Genomic DNA, 15,326 nt, shown 5'->3' with positions numbered 1-15,326 from the left:
CGTCTATTGAGGTACTTCGCCGTGCAATTGAAAAATAAGAGGGCGTAGCATGGACAAACACCGGATCAAATCACTGGATATCTTGCGTGGCACCGCCATTCTCATGGTGTTTCTCAATCATATCGAGCCCCGCATTTCTCCTGCCGTATCTGAATTGACCGGAATGACCGGCTTTGTCTTCTGGAGAATCAAGCAACTGGGCTGGACCGGCGTGGATTTGTTCTTCGTCATCAGCGGTTTTCTCATCAGTGGACTGCTGTTTAGTGAACTGGAGAAAAGCGGGAAGCTCAACTGGCGGCATTTCTGGATCCGGCGCGCATTCAAGATCTGGCCGTCGTATCTATTGTTACTCATCGTACTTGCCGTGACCGGCGCGACCGGATATATCGACTACACTACACCGTTATCGGCACTCGAGTCACTGGCGACCCACCTGTTGTTCCTTCAGAATTATATTCCATCGGGCAACCCCAACGGGCCTACTTGGTCGCTCGCAATCGAGGAGCATTTCTATATCCTGCTGCCGATGACCCTGTCATTTCTGGTCATTCTTTCGGCAAAGCGATCACTGACGTGGGGGGGGGTGATTCCCTGGCTCACACTGCTGGTAGTCATCACCTGTTTGGTCTTGCGCATTGTAACATTGAACGGAACGCTCCTGGATGATGATTATTCCAGGACCCACTTGAGAATCGACGCCCTGATGATTGGGGTCTACCTGAATTTCCTGATACGGACGCGGTCGCCACTGATTACCTGGATAGACTCCCATCGTCTCGTCTCGTTTCTCGCCGCCGTTGCATTAATTATACCGGCTGCATTTTTCAATCGCACCAACCCCTTCATGTTCACCATCGGATTCCCGCTGCTGTCTATCGGCTTTTCGATACTCCTGACCCTGATCTACCACGGGGCGATCAAGTCGATCGAAGCAAATTTCATCATGACCGGCGTCGCCCGGGTGGGACTCTGGTCTTACAACATCTATCTCTGGCATTTTTTCATAATACTCTTGCCGATCCCTTACTATCGGATGATAAACCAGATGCTCGGTGACAATATCCAGTCGACCGGACTGCAGATAGCGGCCCAGGCCTCCCTGTTTATTGCGACATCGATTCTGCTCGGCGCAATCATGACGATCCTCGTGGAGAATCCTTTCCTCAAACTCCGTCATCGCTTTTTCCCATCTGAGAGCAATGTGATTGTTCAATCACGAAGCACTCTTTAATTACAAGGGAGAGGGGGAAGTGGAGCGCGCTCCCGGCGCGACTTTCACGGTAAAGCTTCTGCCAATGTGGCAGGTCAGACCTCCATTCACCCGGCGCCAGTGGCGGGTCTCCTCTGGACCTGAGGACGTTTGAAAACGCCCCCTGCCATTTCGGCAGCCACCAACGGGCGAACACTGCTGCAATGGCAGTCAGGCCCTCGTCGGTCGCCGGATCAGGCCGCATGAAGATCAGTATTTTTATTTATTATCAATTATTTAAAGATATTTTTTTGTTTGGCATGGGTCTTGTATAGCTATCGCAAGTGCTTCCACGACCAAGACCGCAGGACCTACTCCATGTCTAACCGTCATCCCCGTCTCACCTCCCGGGTCAACGCGATCCTGACCGCGCTGGTCCTGGCCGCGGGCGCCTGGAACGTCACGGTATCGGCCGCCACCAGCGCCCAACCCACGGCCGGATTCCGCTACGACACCAGCCGCTTGACCAGGGTCGACGTCACCCTGGCCGGCGGCGACGGCAGCCCCGCCCTGCTGAGCTTCTACAGCCGAGGGGACAATGGCCTGCGGCTGCTGGAGAACAACTTCACCGACGCCCAGGGGAGCTATTACGGCGAGATGCAGCTGCCGGCCCACCTTACGCAGGTCGTGGTAGTGGTGCGCACCGCCGGCCGCGAAGATACCCTGACCCTCGCCATCAATGATCAGTCGATCACCTATGCTGAGTGATCGTGCGCGGATTTTTTTGGAGATACCAGCCATGATAAGAAGCCGATACCTCCCGGTTGGCCCGCGCTGTCGCAGAAAGGCGGCTGCCGCGGATCGGCGATGACGCCGCCGCCGCGGGACGAGGCGCGATATCGCCCTAGGCACCACCCGCGTCCACCGAGTCGATGTTCGGCGTTGCCGGCGACCGGAGCAGTTGCCGATCCTGAGCCCCTCATGCTGAAAACCATAAACAATCGAGATGTGAGTTGAATCCCATGAACCCCAAAACCGATGACCGTCAGCTCCGCGAGCTGTTGATCAAACGCTACGCCGGAATAGACCGGAATGCGCCCCGATACCTACTGAAGGTCTACCTGAAACAGATCGGTTGGACCGCGGTCGTTCATGGTACCCGGCTCGTAAAGCGGCTGCTGGACATTGTCGTGTCGTCGCTGCTGCTTGTGCTGCTGCTGCCGCTGTTCCTGTTGGTCGCCCTTGCGATCTCGCTGGAAAGCCCCGGGCCGGTCCTGCTGCGGCAAACCCGGGTGGGGCGTTGGGGCAAGCCGTTCACCCTGTGGACGTTGCGCTCGACGGTGTTCGACCCTGCCAAAGCCGGACCGGACCTGCCGGCAGCACACTCAGACGCCGGCACCGGCGTCCTGCGCCTCACCCGCATCGGCACACTGATGCGCACGCTGGGAATCGACAAATTGCCCCACCTGGCGAACGTCCTCAAGGGTGATATGTCGCTGGTGGGGCCGCCGCCCGCACTTGCGCAGGAGGTGGATCGTTACTCGGCGGCGGATCGCTGCCGCCTGGAGATCGCCCCCGGCATCTGGCAGGGCGCCAGCCAGCCCGAGGTCGGAATCGATCGGCTGGTGGAGTTGGACCTACAATACAGCCAATCGCAATCGTTCTTGACCGATCTCAAGTTGCTCGGGATGCTGACGGTCCTGATTTTTTCCGGGGGCGGGTACAGCGCTGCGGTGTCGGCGTCCCCCGCCGCCCCCCCCCCGAACGTCTTCAGCTACGACAACAGCCGTCCAACCACGGTCGACATCGCCCTGGCCGGCGGCGATGGGACCCCGGCCCTGCTGAGCTTCTACAGCCAGGGACCCAACGGCCTGCGCCTGCTGGAGAACGGCTTCACCGACGCCCAGGGCAGCTATTACGGTGAGATGCGGCTGCCGGCCCACCTCACCCAGGTGGTGGTGGTGGTACGTACCGCCGACCGCGAAGATACCCTGACCCTGGCCGTCAGCGACCAGTCGATTGTCTACGCGGAATGAGTGTTCACAGAATGTTTTGGAGACTGCAACCATGATGAGAAACCGCTACCTCACGCAGTTGACCGGTGCCGCCTTAGCGCTGCTGATCAGCGCCGGTGTCTCGAGTGCACCGCCGGCCACCGTTGGCCTGATCACCTTTTCACCCCTCACGCTGGCGGATGGCGGTGGCGCCCCGCTGGGGCAGGCCGTCCTCACCTACCAAGGCCAGTCTTACGACGTGCTGCTGAACGGTCTGGGCGTTGGTGGGGCCAAAGGGGTCAAGGTGACCGTCACCGGAGAGGTCCTCGGGCTGAATGACATCGCGGACCTGGAAGGCGTCTTTCTGAGTGAACTGGCGGCCGCCCCGGCGTCGGAGGTCAGCAGCAACGATGTGTGGCTGAGCAGCGAACGCGGTGTCAGCATCCACCTGCACACCGATAATCCGGCCGCCACCATCGCCTCGGGTAGTGACACGGTGGTGGTGCAGTTCGGGCAGGTGCAATGACGCACCGGACCTGACGCGGATCGGTATCGTCATCGCAAGTGTTTCAATCTCAGCAGCAGGACCTTCTCCATGAGCGACCGTCGTCCCCTTGTTACCGCACTGGCGGCCCTGGCGCTCAGCGCCGCGGCGCCGCCCGGTTTCGCGATCACCTGGCAGTATCTGGATAGCTACGATGCCCAGGGGGTACCCAAGACCCTGCTTGATCTGAGCAGCGCGCTGCCGGCCAGCCTCCTGGCCGACATCCGCAAACGGCTGCCGGAATACAAGGATATCCGCACGAACGATCCCAAACTGATCACCGACGATCTGGGTGCGAACCTCGTCCTCCTCGAAGACGCGGAGATCACGGTGGCCTTCATTGACGAAGGCGCCGGCTACCGTAACGGCGTCGGCTATTTCACCTTCGACCCGGCCAACAAGCCCAAGACGTTCAGTGAACTGACGACCAGGATCATGTTTCCCAACTTCTCTCTACCAACGCTCGGGGGCATGAAGTATGGCGATGCCGTCGCGCTGGGGAAGTTCAAGGCCGGCACCGCCCTCGGCTTCACCATCGTCTCCAACGGCTGGACCGGGAGCGTGGTCAACCCCAACCAGTCGTCGACCACGATCTTTACGACACTGAAGGCACTCAATCCGGAGAAGCCGACGGCGGCCGACCCGAACCTCAATGGGCACACGGTCTTGCTGTCGAAGCCGGAGGATGGGCTGCTGGTGTTGGGCTTTGAGGATCTGAATCGCAGCGGCGGCGATCACGACTTCAATGACGTGCTGATTGCCATCAAGGTGACACCTTTTTCCGCCATCGATCGCACCAAGGTGCAGGCGCTCGTTAAGGAAGTGGTGCTGGATAGCGACGGCGACGGTATTGCCGACGACCTGGACGCCTTCCCCCTGGACCCGACGCGGGCGGCGCGGAGGTTTTATCCCAGCGCGACCGGTTTCGGCTCGCTGGCCTTCGAGGACCTGTGGCCGAAGAAGGGCGACTTCGACATGAATGACCTGGTGGTCGCCTACCGGGTGGTCGAAACGCTGAATGCGCAAAACGAGATCGTCGACCTCAAGCTGATCTATGAGATCAGGGCGCGCGGCGCCGGCTCCGACAATGGCTTCGGCATCCATTTGGCCGGGGTGAGCCGCGACGCGATCGATCCGGCGACGACGACCCTGAGCATCCGTGACCAAACCCCGGTGGCACTGCCGGTGGAGAGCGGCCAGACCGAGGCGGTCTTCATCCTCTCGCCCAATGTCACCCCCTTGACCGCCACCGGCCAGGCCTTTCCCTGCTCGATGATGAACAGCGTGGTCAAGTGCCCCCGCACCGCGGCGGTCCCGCTGGAGGTCAACATCCACTTCAAGCAGCCGATGACGGCGGCGCGGCTCGGCGATGCCCCCTTCAACCCGTTCATCTATCGGACCACGCAGCGCGGCCTGGAGGTGCACCTGGTCGATCACCCGCCGACCGCCAAGGCCAACCCCAAACTGTTCGGGACCCTGAATGACACCTCCGATCCGGCCCAGGGCCGCTATTACCGCACGGCCGCCAACGAGCCCTGGGCGCTCGACGTGCCGGAGACCTGGCGTTACCCGACGGAATGGAACAACATTGCCTGGGCCTATCCGAACTTTGCCATTTGGGCCGCCAGTGGTGGTACGACCGCGACCGACTGGTACGTGAGCAAGATGGTGGAGGCGCTGGCCTTCCCGAAGTAAGGCGGATCACCCGTAGCGGCCTTGATCGTCGTTGTCGTTGTCGTAATCGTAATCGGAGAAGCGATGCAATTTCGAGTGCGGGAGAATCGGAGGCACTACGATAACCTCGACAACGACAACGACAACGACAACGACAACCGCAACGCTAACGAGCTGCCGAATACCCGTTGCCAGGTCTCACTCGGAGGCCGCCGGGTCTACCTTGAGATCGGCCAGCAGCCGGTATAGCGTCCGCTCGCCGATCCCCAGCACCCGCGCCACCACCGCCCTGGGTCCCGGGTGCCGGGTCAGGATCAGTTGCAGATAGCATTGCTCGATTTCAGCCAGTGTCGGCTCGTGGTCGAACGTCAGTGTCACCCCGTTGGTCGATGGTCTCACAGTGGACTGCGGCAGGGTGAGGTGCTCCGAATCGATCCTGAGCTTGTTGCCCGACAGGATGATCGCCCGCTCGACGACGTTACGCAGCTCCCGGACGTTGCCCGGCCAGTCGTAGTCCAGCAACTGCTGCATGGCCGTTTCACTCACCCGCTTGATGATCCGCTTGGAAAAACCCGGGTTGGCCAGAAAGTGCCGCACGAGTGGTGCGATGTCCGCGCGGCGGTCACGCAGCGCAGCCACCGTGACCACAAAGGCGTTGAGGCGATACAGCAGGTCCTGGCGGAATTCCCCCCGTTGGGCCATGCCGTCGAGATCCCGGTTGGTGGCCGCGACGATCCGCACCTGCGCCTGCAGGTCCACGGCGCTGCCCAAACGGCGGAACCTCTTGGTCTCCAGCACCCGTAACAGTTTGGCCTGGATCGGGGCCGGAAGTTCGCCGATCTCATCCAGAAAGAGGGTACCGCCACTGGCCTGCTCGATCAGCCCCGGTTTTCGTTGTGCGGCGCCCGTGAAGGCCCCGCGCTCGTGCCCGAACAGTTCGGACTCGAAGAGGGACTCCGGCAGTGAACAACAATCGACCGCCACCAGCGGCCCCGCGGCCCGCGGACTCAGCCGATGAATCTCCTGGGCAACCTTTTCCTTGCCGACCCCACTCTCGCCCAGGATCAACACCGTCGCCTCGGTCGGGGCCACGGCCTGCAGGGCGGCCAGCAACCGCCGCAGCGGCTCACTCTCCCCCACCATCAGGCTCGGGGCCTCCTGCCGCACGACGCTGGTGTAGAACTCGCCGCGCCGATAGAGCAGGGCGTTGTCGATGATCCGCCGGATCGCCCCCGCCAACTCCACCAGGTCCACCGGTCTGACCAGGAACTCCGTCGCCCCCAGGCGCAGGGCCTGGAGCGCGGCCTCGATCCCGGGCTCGCCGCACACGACCAGCACCGGATGATCCTGGGTCCATCGCTCGATCAGGGTCCAACTGACATCCTTGGCCCAGGGATGTTCCAATAGGATCAGGTCCGGCGCCGCCGCGGCCAAGGCGCGCTGGGCGCTGCTGCCGTGCGCGACGGCGGTGACCTGATAGCCGCGACGCCGCAGGTCGGCGGCGATATCCCGGTGGGACTGATCGTCCCCGCCGACCAGCAGGATGGTATCGGTCATTGTTTGCGCTGCACTAAATACCTGATAATCTTGATCGGGGTGATTTCCAGACCCACTGGTCCGATGACCTCCCACGGGCGGGCTCTGAGTCATTCCCGCTTGTTGCGCATGCCATGTTTGCCGTAGAGTCAGCGCCTGGCCCTAAGCTTCTTGAGCCGTCTTCGTTTGCCTAGGAACCGCGCCCGAAACTCGCTGCCGTCACATACGCCGCTGCTCGTCGCCGGCGCAGCGGTCAACTTTTTTTCCCTGATCGCGCTGATTGCGTTTTCCTATTTACGGGAAGAACCGATATTCTGGACGAATGAGGGAGGCTGGTCGAGCGGGTTGCGGGAGCTCGTGCGCACCGCTTACTATCCGCTGCTGGCACTGGAGTTCCTGCTCCTCGCGGCATTCTCAGGGGCAAGCATCCAGTTGTTGAGCTCGCGCCGTGCCTCGGCGAGTCTGGCAGTGATTCTGCTGCCGCTGCTGTGGGGGCTTTACTTTCTGGTCATCGCCAATTCCGTGGCTAACAACCTGGATAACCTGTTGAACGGCCGACCGCTGCACTGGCATCCCGATGCGACCTGGTCGCAACTCTGACGCGCGCCATGCTGCCGGTCTTCCAGTCACCCGCAACCCCCATTGCCGTGCACCGCGCGAGGCGGACATGAATCAAGATTCGTTACAGCAAGCAACCGACGAGCGGCCGCACTATTCCGAAAAGACCCCCGCGAATTACTTCGACATGCTGGACAGCGAGATGCGATCGAGCTTCACGGACCTGCAGCGTGACGCCGTGACGCGACTGCTGGAGGAGGCAATTCCCAAACCCGGTCCCAAACTGGTCGACCTGAGGTTTTGGGTGGACTGGTTTGCCTACCGGTTTTATGTGGTGCTGTTTGTCGGCAAGGATCGCCGTCGCCGGGACCGCCCGGAGTTCTCGGAACCGCTGGCGCGCAGGGGCAATGCGATTACGGCCCTGATGCTCCTGATCGGGCTCAACCTGCTGATCAGCATCTTCGTTCTGTTGCTCGCCTATCTGATCAAAGCCGCGGTCGGCTACAGTCTCCTGCCCAACTCCCACATCGCCGATCAACTCCAACAACTCAACCAGGTCAGGTAGTGGGGCGGGTGGCGCCGTAGCGTCAGGCGCCGGACTCGGCGCGCATCAAATGAAAGATGTCCGTGATGGCCTTGGGGTCGTGCGGAGGTTCGACGTTGGACAGCAGGGACGCATCTGAATCCGGATGGTCCGGGTGGTAGCCGTGCATCCCGGTGATGGGCTTGACGCCCATGTGGCTCGGCACGATGAGGACGCCGGCGTCCATCAGAAAGATCAGTTCCCCGAACTGATTCCCCTCAAAGTCGCATCCCAATTGTTCGAGTTCCTGCTGCGGCAGGGTACGCCCCCCTGGTACTTGCTGCAGGAGTGTGCTGATGCGCTCGCGGGTCGCCGGATTGTGGAACCAGAATCGCCCCATGGTGGAATCGTAGGTCGCCGTGTAATCGCGGCCGAACGCAAGCCCGAGGGCCTCCACTTTACTCATGAGGTCGACCTGGGTGTGCACGGTGGCCATGCCGTGGTCGGAGCAGACGAACAGCCGCACCTGATCATAATGCTCCGCGGCGATTCGCAGGACCTCTTCGAGCTGCGCCTCGTACCAGGCAAGCTTTTGATCCACCTGGGTGCTCTCCTTGCCGACCTGATGCAGGAGGGCGTCCATGGCTGCCATGTAAAGAAGGGCGAAGGTAATTTTGCCCGTTATGAGGTCGGCCTTGAGCGCCTCCAGGTTGCGCGCTTCCGGATCGCGCCAGTTCGATACGTGGTAGGGCACCCCGGCACGCTTCAGGTGATCGAAGATGTTCTGCCCCCGGTTCATGCCGCCGGGCACGAAGAGGTCGTTCTTCTCGCAATAGTCGAACTTGTCGATGTACTTGAACGGGATATTGTAGAGTTGGAAATAGCCCGTATAGTTATAGAACCGCTTGACCACCTTGCTGATCAGGTTTCGCACGCGGCCGCGATCGACCAGGGAGCGCGGCAGCAGCCCCAGCAGACGCAGCGGCTTGAACGGGGAGGTCGCGGGTGAGTAGTAGAAAAACGACCAGTGCCGGTGTTCGCGGGGCCTCAGGCCGGTGAGGATCGAGGGGATGCACGCGGATGAGAACCCGAACACCGATTGCAGCTTGCGCCGGAACGGCAACCGGGCATCCATGAACCGCCGCCCCTTCAATACGTCCCAGCCAAGCGCGTCGATGAAGACGACGATCGAGATCTTTGGGGCCTTTGTATCACTCATCGGATTGCTGCGCCATTTCGTTTGTCCGCGGGAAACCACCGTGCATCGACGCAATGTTCAGACCAAGACGCGCAGCGTGCACGTCTTGTCGGCGAGAATCTTGGCAACCGCATGCCCGTTCCCTCGCCTGGGGGATGCGTCTATGGGGCCCTGCGCGAGGCGGCCCTCAAACCAAGAATGGCAGAACTCCTCTGCGTTTACAAGCCGCTTGATCGGAAAGACGGTCGCGCGGTCAGGCAAGAACCCACTGCATCCACCACCTGAGAGAAGCGGGTCCTGGCCTTGGGTGACGGGCGGCAAGGCGAATCCGCCGCGACCGAAACTGCTGATCCCAACATCCAACGGCCCGCGACCCTGGACAAAGGTTCCGCAACGCGGGTCTAATGTCCCGCGGTCTCCCCCTGCCCGAGACCCGGTGCTTGAACCGTGGCGCTGGGTTTATCTTGGTCGCACCGGGGCCGGCCGCGGGTGATCAGCGCGGGGCACGACCCCGCCGGCGGCCGCTGCCGCCGGTGCTGACGATCTGTCGATCGGCTGCCCGATCCCGTTGCCGCGGCGGCCGCAATCGAGCAGGAATTGAACTTGGAGAGCTATCAACCATGAAAGAGATCCGTAAGGCCGTATTCCCGGTCGCCGGCTTGGGCACACGCTTCCTTCCCGCGACCAAGGCAAGCCCCAAGGAGATGCTCCCGGTGGTCGACAAGCCGCTGATCCAGTACGCTGCCGAAGAGGCGGAGCAGGCCGGGGTCGACCAGCTGATTTTCATCACCGGGCGCCATAAACGTTCCATTGAGGACCACTTCGACAAGGCCTTCGAGTTGGAGGCGTCCCTGGAGGGCGCGGGCAAGACAGAGTTGCTCCGGATCGTCCAGAATGTCATGCCCAATACCGTAGGCTGCGTCTATGTCCGTCAGGCCGAGGCCCGCGGTCTGGGACACGCGGTGCTCTGCGCCAAGGGAGTGGTGGGTGAAGAACCGTTCTTCGTGATCCTGGCGGACGATCTGATCCGCTGTGAGGACAAGGGCGTCTGCGCCCAGATGGCGGCCGTCTACGCGCGCCACGAGTGCAGCGTGTTGAGCGTCCAAGAGGTTCCGCATGAGGATACCCGTCAGTACGGGATCGTCAAGGTCGAACCCGGACCGGGAGGTTCGATGCGCGTGGTCTCCATCGTCGAGAAGCCCGCGCCGGAGGATGCACCATCGAACCTGGCGGTCGTCGGGCGTTACCTCCTGACGCCCCGGATCTTCGACATGCTGGAGCAGACTGACCAGGGTGCCGGGGGTGAGATCCAATTGACCGACGGCATCGCCGCCCTGCTCGAGTATGAGACGGTGATCGCCCACTCCTTCGAGGGCAAGCGTTACGACTGCGGCAGTAAGCTTGGCTATCTGGAGGCCACGGTCGAGTATGGCTTGACCCATCCGGAACTGGGGGAGCAGTTCGCCGCCTATCTGCGCGCCTTTCAGCATTGACCCTGCCCGGGGTTGATGCCCCGCCGCTCGGTCGTTACTCGCAGGTGTGGAGGCGCGGATATGCTCCAAATGAACCCCGACTTGCATGACCCCAAGGAGCCCCCGACCGTGCCGCCGATCCGTTCCGCGCCTGTGCCCCTGTCCGTCATCCTGGCGCTGGCCCTCGTGCTTGCGCTGCCGGCCGCCGCAGAGGATGACGGGCCGGAACTGGCGTCGGCCCGCGCCGCCATCGAGCAGGGACAGTCCCGCCAGGCGATGATCGTGCTGAAGAGCCGACTGCAGCAGGCACCCGACGACAGTGCCGCGCGTCGACTCCTCGTCCGGCTTTATCTGGACCTGGGCCAGGGGGCGGCGGCCCAGCAGGAGATCGAGCGGCTGCGGGCCGCAGGCCAACCGGCGGCGTCCGCGGCCGAGACCGAGGACCTGATGGTGCAATCCGGTGCCGCCTGGTTGCTGCAAGGGAAATATGCCGAGGTACTGAAGGATATAGACCCGGCGACCGTCCAAACGCCGATGGCCAAGGCGGAGTTGACCGCCCAGCGGGGCGAGGCAGAACTGGGCCGCGGCGACCAGGCCGCCGCGGAGCCGCTGCTGCGTGCGACCCTGGCACTGGATCCGGCCAACCGTCGCGCCCTGATCGGCCAGACCCGCCTGGCGGTCGCGCGCGGTGATCCCAAGGCCGCCCGCGACCTCCTGGACCAGCTCAGGGCCGCCGATCCGGGCTCCCATGACGCCTGGGAATTGCTTGGCGAGTTGAACTACCTGGTGGGCGACCTGGGCGCCGCCGAGCGGGCCTTGACCATCGATCTGGCCCATACGCCGCGGCCCTGGGTAGCGCTCTTCAAACGTGCGATGGTCCGCATCGATCGCGGCGCACTGGATGATGCCGCCACGGACATCGCGGCGGCGCGGGCGGCCGCCGGCAGTTTCCCGGGACTCGACTTGGCGCAGGGGTCGCTCGCGTTGCGCCGCGGTGATCCGGCCGCCGCCGCGGCGTCGCTGGAGCGCTACCTGCAAGCCGTCCCGGGCGACCGTCAGGGGCTCTTGCTGCTCAGTCGGGCACTGGCCCGGCAAGCCCGTTTTGCCCAGGCGCTGGAGCATCTGCAGCAGTTGCGGGAACTGAGCCCTCAGGACCAGGACGGCGCGGCGCTGGAGGCCAGGATCCGGCTGGCTCAAGGCCAAGCCGCGGACGCCGAGCGGATCATCCGCCCCTTCAGCGGGGCCGACGGCACCGCCGGAACCGCGCAGATCGCAGAGGTGTTCTATCAGGCGCTCATGGCCCAAGGACGCACCAGTGAGGCGCTGGCGGTGGCCGGTGCGCTGACCAAGCGATTTCCGCGTCAACCGCGCTTTGGCTTGGCCTTGGCAGCCGGGCTCACCGCCGCCGAGGACCTGGCGGCGGCCCGGGCGCAGCTCGAACGTCTGCGCACGCAGTTTCCGGATTCCGTGGAGGTCAGCCTGGCCCTGGGTCGGCTCGAACTGACACAGGGGCACCCGGACGCGGCCCTGGCGCAGGCCCGCGCCCTGGTAGCGGGCAGCGGCCAGGACCCGCGGGTCCAGTTCCTCTTGGGTCAGGCCCTGGCCGGCACCGGCAACGCGGCCGGGGCGCGCGCGGCCTTTGGCCGGGCACTCGAGATCAGTCCCGGCTTCAAGCCTGCGGCGGCGGCTCTGGACCAGTTGGACGGCCGCGGGCAGGCACGCGAGGCCGCCGACGCCTCTGCCTCCCCCGCGGTCGGTGCCCGGCCCGACGCTGATAATACCGCCACCCTGCTCGAGTCTGCGATTGCCGACGAGCGGGCAGGCAAACCATTCGCTGCCATCGACCGGCTGCGCCAGGGGCTGGAGAAGGACCCGGAGAACCTGAAACTGCGGCTGGCCTTGGCGCGGCGTTTGCGCCGTGCCGAGGATCCGCAGCGCGCGCTGGAGGTGGTGGCGGCGACCCCCGCGGCCCAGGCTCAGCAGTCAGCCGTGTTGCGGTTGCGCGGTGAACTGGAACTGACCACCGGCCGCCCCGCCCAGGCCGTGCAGAGCTTCGAGCAACTGGCCGCGGCCAATCCGGAGCGTGCCGCGGCCCTCTATCTGCTTGCCACGGCGCGGGCGGCGTCCGGTGACCGTGCGGGAATGCAGGAGGCCCTCGTGCGGGCGCTGCGCCTGGCGCCGGACGACCCCTTGGCGGGGCCGGCGCTGGACGCGGCCTTCGGGGCGGCGGCGGACGACGGGGCGCGCGCCGAGCTGGCCGGCCAGCTCAGCGCCATCGCACCCGATCAGCCCCGGCTGGCCTTCCAGCAAGGCCGTCTCGCCTTGCGCAAGGGCGACGCCGCGGCCGCGGTGGGCTATCTGCGCGCGGCGCGGCAACGGGTGCCGGAGGACGCGCGCTATCAGCGCGCCCTCGTGAAGGCCCTGGTCGCCGCCAACCAGGCCGAGGAGGCGGTCGCCGACACGCAGGCCTGGCTGTCCGCCCATCCGGACGACCTGGCGGCGCGTGCAGGCATCGCGGACCTCCTGATCCAGCAGGGGCGGGATGCGGACGCGGCCGTCCAACTGCGCATGATTCTGCAACAACGGCCGGACGATCCGGCAGCGCACAACAATCTGGCCATGGTGCTGCTCAAGAGCGATCCTAAGGCCGCGCTGGCCGAGGCGGAGCAGGCCTACGCGGCGGCGCCCGAGCGCGCGGAAATCGCCGATACCCTGGGTGCGGCTCTACTCGCCAACGCGCAGGCCGCGCGCGCGGTCGAGGTCCTGGAGAAGGCCCAGGGCGCGGCCTTGACCAATCCGGGCCTGGTCTATCGCTATGCGCTGGCGCTCGCCGCCGTCGGGAATACCGAGCAGGCGCGGCAACTGCTGTTGACGATCACCGGCCGCGACTTTCCGGAGGTGGACGCGGCCCGCGCCCTCTTGGCCCGTTTGCAGGCAGGGTCTTCCTAGCTTGAGGATAGGCGATGCGCCCTGACATCCTCCCCGGGATGGACCCCGGGGTACGCCGCGCGGGCTGTCCGCGGGTGAGCCGACAAACGCGTATCAGGTCCGCCCACGCCCATGCCGCAATCCGACAACCCACAGAACCTCGGGCCAAACCTCGAGCTGCAGTCGCTGGTCGACATCTGCGATCAGCCCTTTGTCATGATCGACCCGGAGTTTCGGGTGCTGGTCGTCAACCGCGCCTTTGAGACCCACTACGGCGTGTCGCAGGCCGCGGTCGTCGGTCAGCCTTGTTATGACATGGTTCCCGCGGGTAATCGCCCTTGTCCTTGCTCCCGTCAGGGTGGCGATTGTCCCTTTACGCGCGTCTTCGCGGGCGAGGGTGGCGCCTCCGTGACCCGAGCCTACCGCGACGGCGAGGGCCGTGAACACCTGGCGCGCATCCAGGCCTATCCGATCCGCACCGCCGGCGGTCAGACCTGCGTCGGCGAGTTGATCCAGCACGACGCCATGCACCAGCCGTCGCAGGGTGCGGACGCGGCGGGTGGGTTGCCCATGATCGGCGCCTCGCCGGCCTTTCGCGAGGTCCTGGCGGGCCTGCTGTCGGCGTCGCGCTCCGCCGCCCCGGTGCTGCTCCAGGGGGCGACCGGGACCGGCAAGGAACTGGCGGCGGCCCACATCCACCGCCTGTCGACGCGGCACGCGGGGCCCTTCCAGGTCCTCGACTGCACCACCCTGACCAGCGGTCTGTTCGAGAGCGAGGTCTTCGGCCACGAGCGCGGTGCCTTCACCGGGAGTGCGGGTGAGCACCGCGGGCTCTTCGAGCAGGCCCACGGCGGCACCCTCTTCATCGACGAGATCGGCGAGATGCCCCTGCCGCTCCAGGCCAAGTTGCTGCGCGTGCTGGAGAGCGGGGAGTTCCGGCGGGTCGGCGGGACCCGCATCCGCCGGGCCGATGTGCGGCTGGTCTGTGCCACCAATCGGGAACTGCGCGGGGTGCCCTGGTTCCGCCAGGACCTCTATTACCGCATCGCCTGCATCGCCTTGACCCTCCCGTCCCTGACCGAGCGGCGGGCGGATATCCTGCCGCTGGCCCATGAACTCCTGGGGCGCATCGGTCGCGCCGCCGGGCAGGAGTACAGCCTGGAGCCCGCGGCCCTGGAGGTCCTGTCGGCCTACGACTTCCCCGGTAATGTGCGGGAACTGCGCAATATCCTGTGGGCCGCCGCGGCCACCGCGCAGTTCGGCTCGATCGGCGCCCGCGAGCTGCGCGCGGCCCTGCCGCGGGAACCCCTGGTCCCGCTCCCGGGCCCGGACCAGGGGGTTGCGAAGCCCTGTCTTCCGGGTCAGTGTCGGGCCGTCGCGGCCCTGCGCAGCCTGACCGAAGCGCCCCGTGCCCACTGTGAGGCGGAGCAACTGGAGAGAGTGCTTGGGCGCCACCACGGCAACCGCCGCGCCGCCGCGCAGGAACTCGGAATCAGCGAGCGCACCCTGTACCGGAAGATTCGGCTCCACGGGTTGGATTGAGTGTCAAGACGTCAGGCACGATTCATTGATAAGTTAAACAAGTCCATTAGGGAATACTTTTCGCACCGTTGTCGTTGTCGTTGTCGTTGTCGTAATCGTAATCGAGGTTATCGTAGCGCCCCGGATTCTCTCGCACCCCAAAGTGCATCGCTTCTCCGATTACGACAA

Annotated in this window: 13 protein-coding genes; 11 read left to right on the top strand and 2 right to left on the bottom strand. The window is 64.3% G+C overall.

Annotated elements, in window-relative coordinates:
- Positions 1–49 precede the first annotated feature (49 nt).
- The 6 genes from QZY48_RS04625 to QZY48_RS04600 all read left to right on the top strand — a co-directional run bounded on the left by QZY48_RS04625 (position 50) and on the right by QZY48_RS04600 (position 5,650).
- Positions 50–1,231 carry an acyltransferase gene (locus tag QZY48_RS04625; RefSeq protein WP_295428361.1) on the top strand — a complete coding sequence of 394 codons (1,182 nt, stop codon included), beginning with the start codon at positions 50–52 and terminating at the stop codon, positions 1,229–1,231.
- A gap of 336 nt (positions 1,232–1,567) precedes the next feature.
- Positions 1,568–1,957, top strand: a complete 390-nt coding sequence (locus QZY48_RS04620) for a hypothetical protein (protein ID WP_295428358.1) — start codon at positions 1,568–1,570, stop codon at positions 1,955–1,957.
- 254 nt (positions 1,958–2,211) lie between these two features.
- Positions 2,212–3,225, top strand: coding sequence for a sugar transferase (locus tag QZY48_RS04615; RefSeq protein WP_295428357.1), 1,014 nt, complete (start codon positions 2,212–2,214; stop codon positions 3,223–3,225).
- A gap of 31 nt (positions 3,226–3,256) precedes the next feature.
- The gene (locus QZY48_RS04610) at positions 3,257–3,709 is read left to right on the top strand and encodes a hypothetical protein (RefSeq protein ID WP_295428355.1); all 453 of its coding nucleotides are present in this window, start codon (positions 3,257–3,259) and stop codon (positions 3,707–3,709) included.
- A gap of 69 nt (positions 3,710–3,778) precedes the next feature.
- Positions 3,779–5,422 (top strand): LruC domain-containing protein, encoded by a 1,644-nt coding sequence (locus QZY48_RS04605; RefSeq protein ID WP_295428352.1) that lies wholly within the window; start codon positions 3,779–3,781, stop codon positions 5,420–5,422.
- A gap of 63 nt (positions 5,423–5,485) precedes the next feature.
- Positions 5,486–5,650: a hypothetical protein gene (locus QZY48_RS04600; RefSeq protein ID WP_295428351.1), complete on the top strand. Its 165-nt coding sequence runs from the start codon at positions 5,486–5,488 to the stop codon at positions 5,648–5,650.
- Here QZY48_RS04600 and QZY48_RS04595 read toward each other — a convergent pair.
- Positions 5,600–6,958: a sigma-54 dependent transcriptional regulator gene (locus QZY48_RS04595; protein ID WP_295428347.1), complete on the bottom strand. Its 1,359-nt coding sequence runs from the start codon at positions 6,956–6,958 to the stop codon at positions 5,600–5,602. The two genes, QZY48_RS04600 and QZY48_RS04595, sit on opposite strands and share 51 nt — an antisense overlap.
- Before the next feature lie 165 nt (positions 6,959–7,123).
- On the opposite strand from QZY48_RS04595, the gene QZY48_RS04590 reads away from it, so the two are divergent.
- Both QZY48_RS04590 and QZY48_RS04585 read left to right on the top strand, forming a co-directional pair.
- Positions 7,124–7,537 (top strand): hypothetical protein, encoded by a 414-nt coding sequence (locus QZY48_RS04590; protein WP_295428344.1) that lies wholly within the window; start codon positions 7,124–7,126, stop codon positions 7,535–7,537.
- 67 nt (positions 7,538–7,604) lie between these two features.
- Positions 7,605–8,060, top strand: coding sequence for a hypothetical protein (locus tag QZY48_RS04585; RefSeq protein WP_295428342.1), 456 nt, complete (start codon positions 7,605–7,607; stop codon positions 8,058–8,060).
- Between the two features lie 22 nt (positions 8,061–8,082).
- Here QZY48_RS04585 and QZY48_RS04580 read toward each other — a convergent pair whose 3' ends face one another.
- Positions 8,083–9,237: an alkaline phosphatase family protein gene (locus tag QZY48_RS04580; protein WP_295428340.1), complete on the bottom strand. Its 1,155-nt coding sequence runs from the start codon at positions 9,235–9,237 to the stop codon at positions 8,083–8,085.
- 599 nt (positions 9,238–9,836) lie between these two features.
- On the opposite strand from QZY48_RS04580, the gene galU reads away from it, so the two are divergent.
- The 3 genes from galU (at position 9,837) to QZY48_RS04565 (ending at position 15,158) form a co-directional block, all read left to right on the top strand.
- Entirely contained in the window at positions 9,837–10,709 is an 873-nt protein-coding gene (gene galU, locus QZY48_RS04575) for a UTP--glucose-1-phosphate uridylyltransferase GalU (RefSeq protein ID WP_295428337.1), read from the top strand.
- A 69-nt stretch (positions 10,710–10,778) separates the two neighbouring features.
- Entirely contained in the window at positions 10,779–13,637 is a 2,859-nt protein-coding gene (gene prsT, locus QZY48_RS04570; protein ID WP_295428334.1) for an XrtA/PEP-CTERM system TPR-repeat protein PrsT, read from the top strand.
- 111 nt (positions 13,638–13,748) lie between these two features.
- The gene (locus tag QZY48_RS04565; RefSeq protein ID WP_295428331.1) at positions 13,749–15,158 is read left to right on the top strand and encodes a sigma 54-interacting transcriptional regulator; all 1,410 of its coding nucleotides are present in this window, start codon (positions 13,749–13,751) and stop codon (positions 15,156–15,158) included.
- Positions 15,159–15,326 lie beyond the last annotated feature (168 nt).

Source organism: uncultured Thiodictyon sp., from assembly GCF_903828115.1.
Lineage (GTDB): Bacteria > Pseudomonadota > Gammaproteobacteria > Chromatiales > Chromatiaceae > Thiodictyon.
This window is presented reverse-complemented; position numbering and strand designations above follow the sequence as displayed.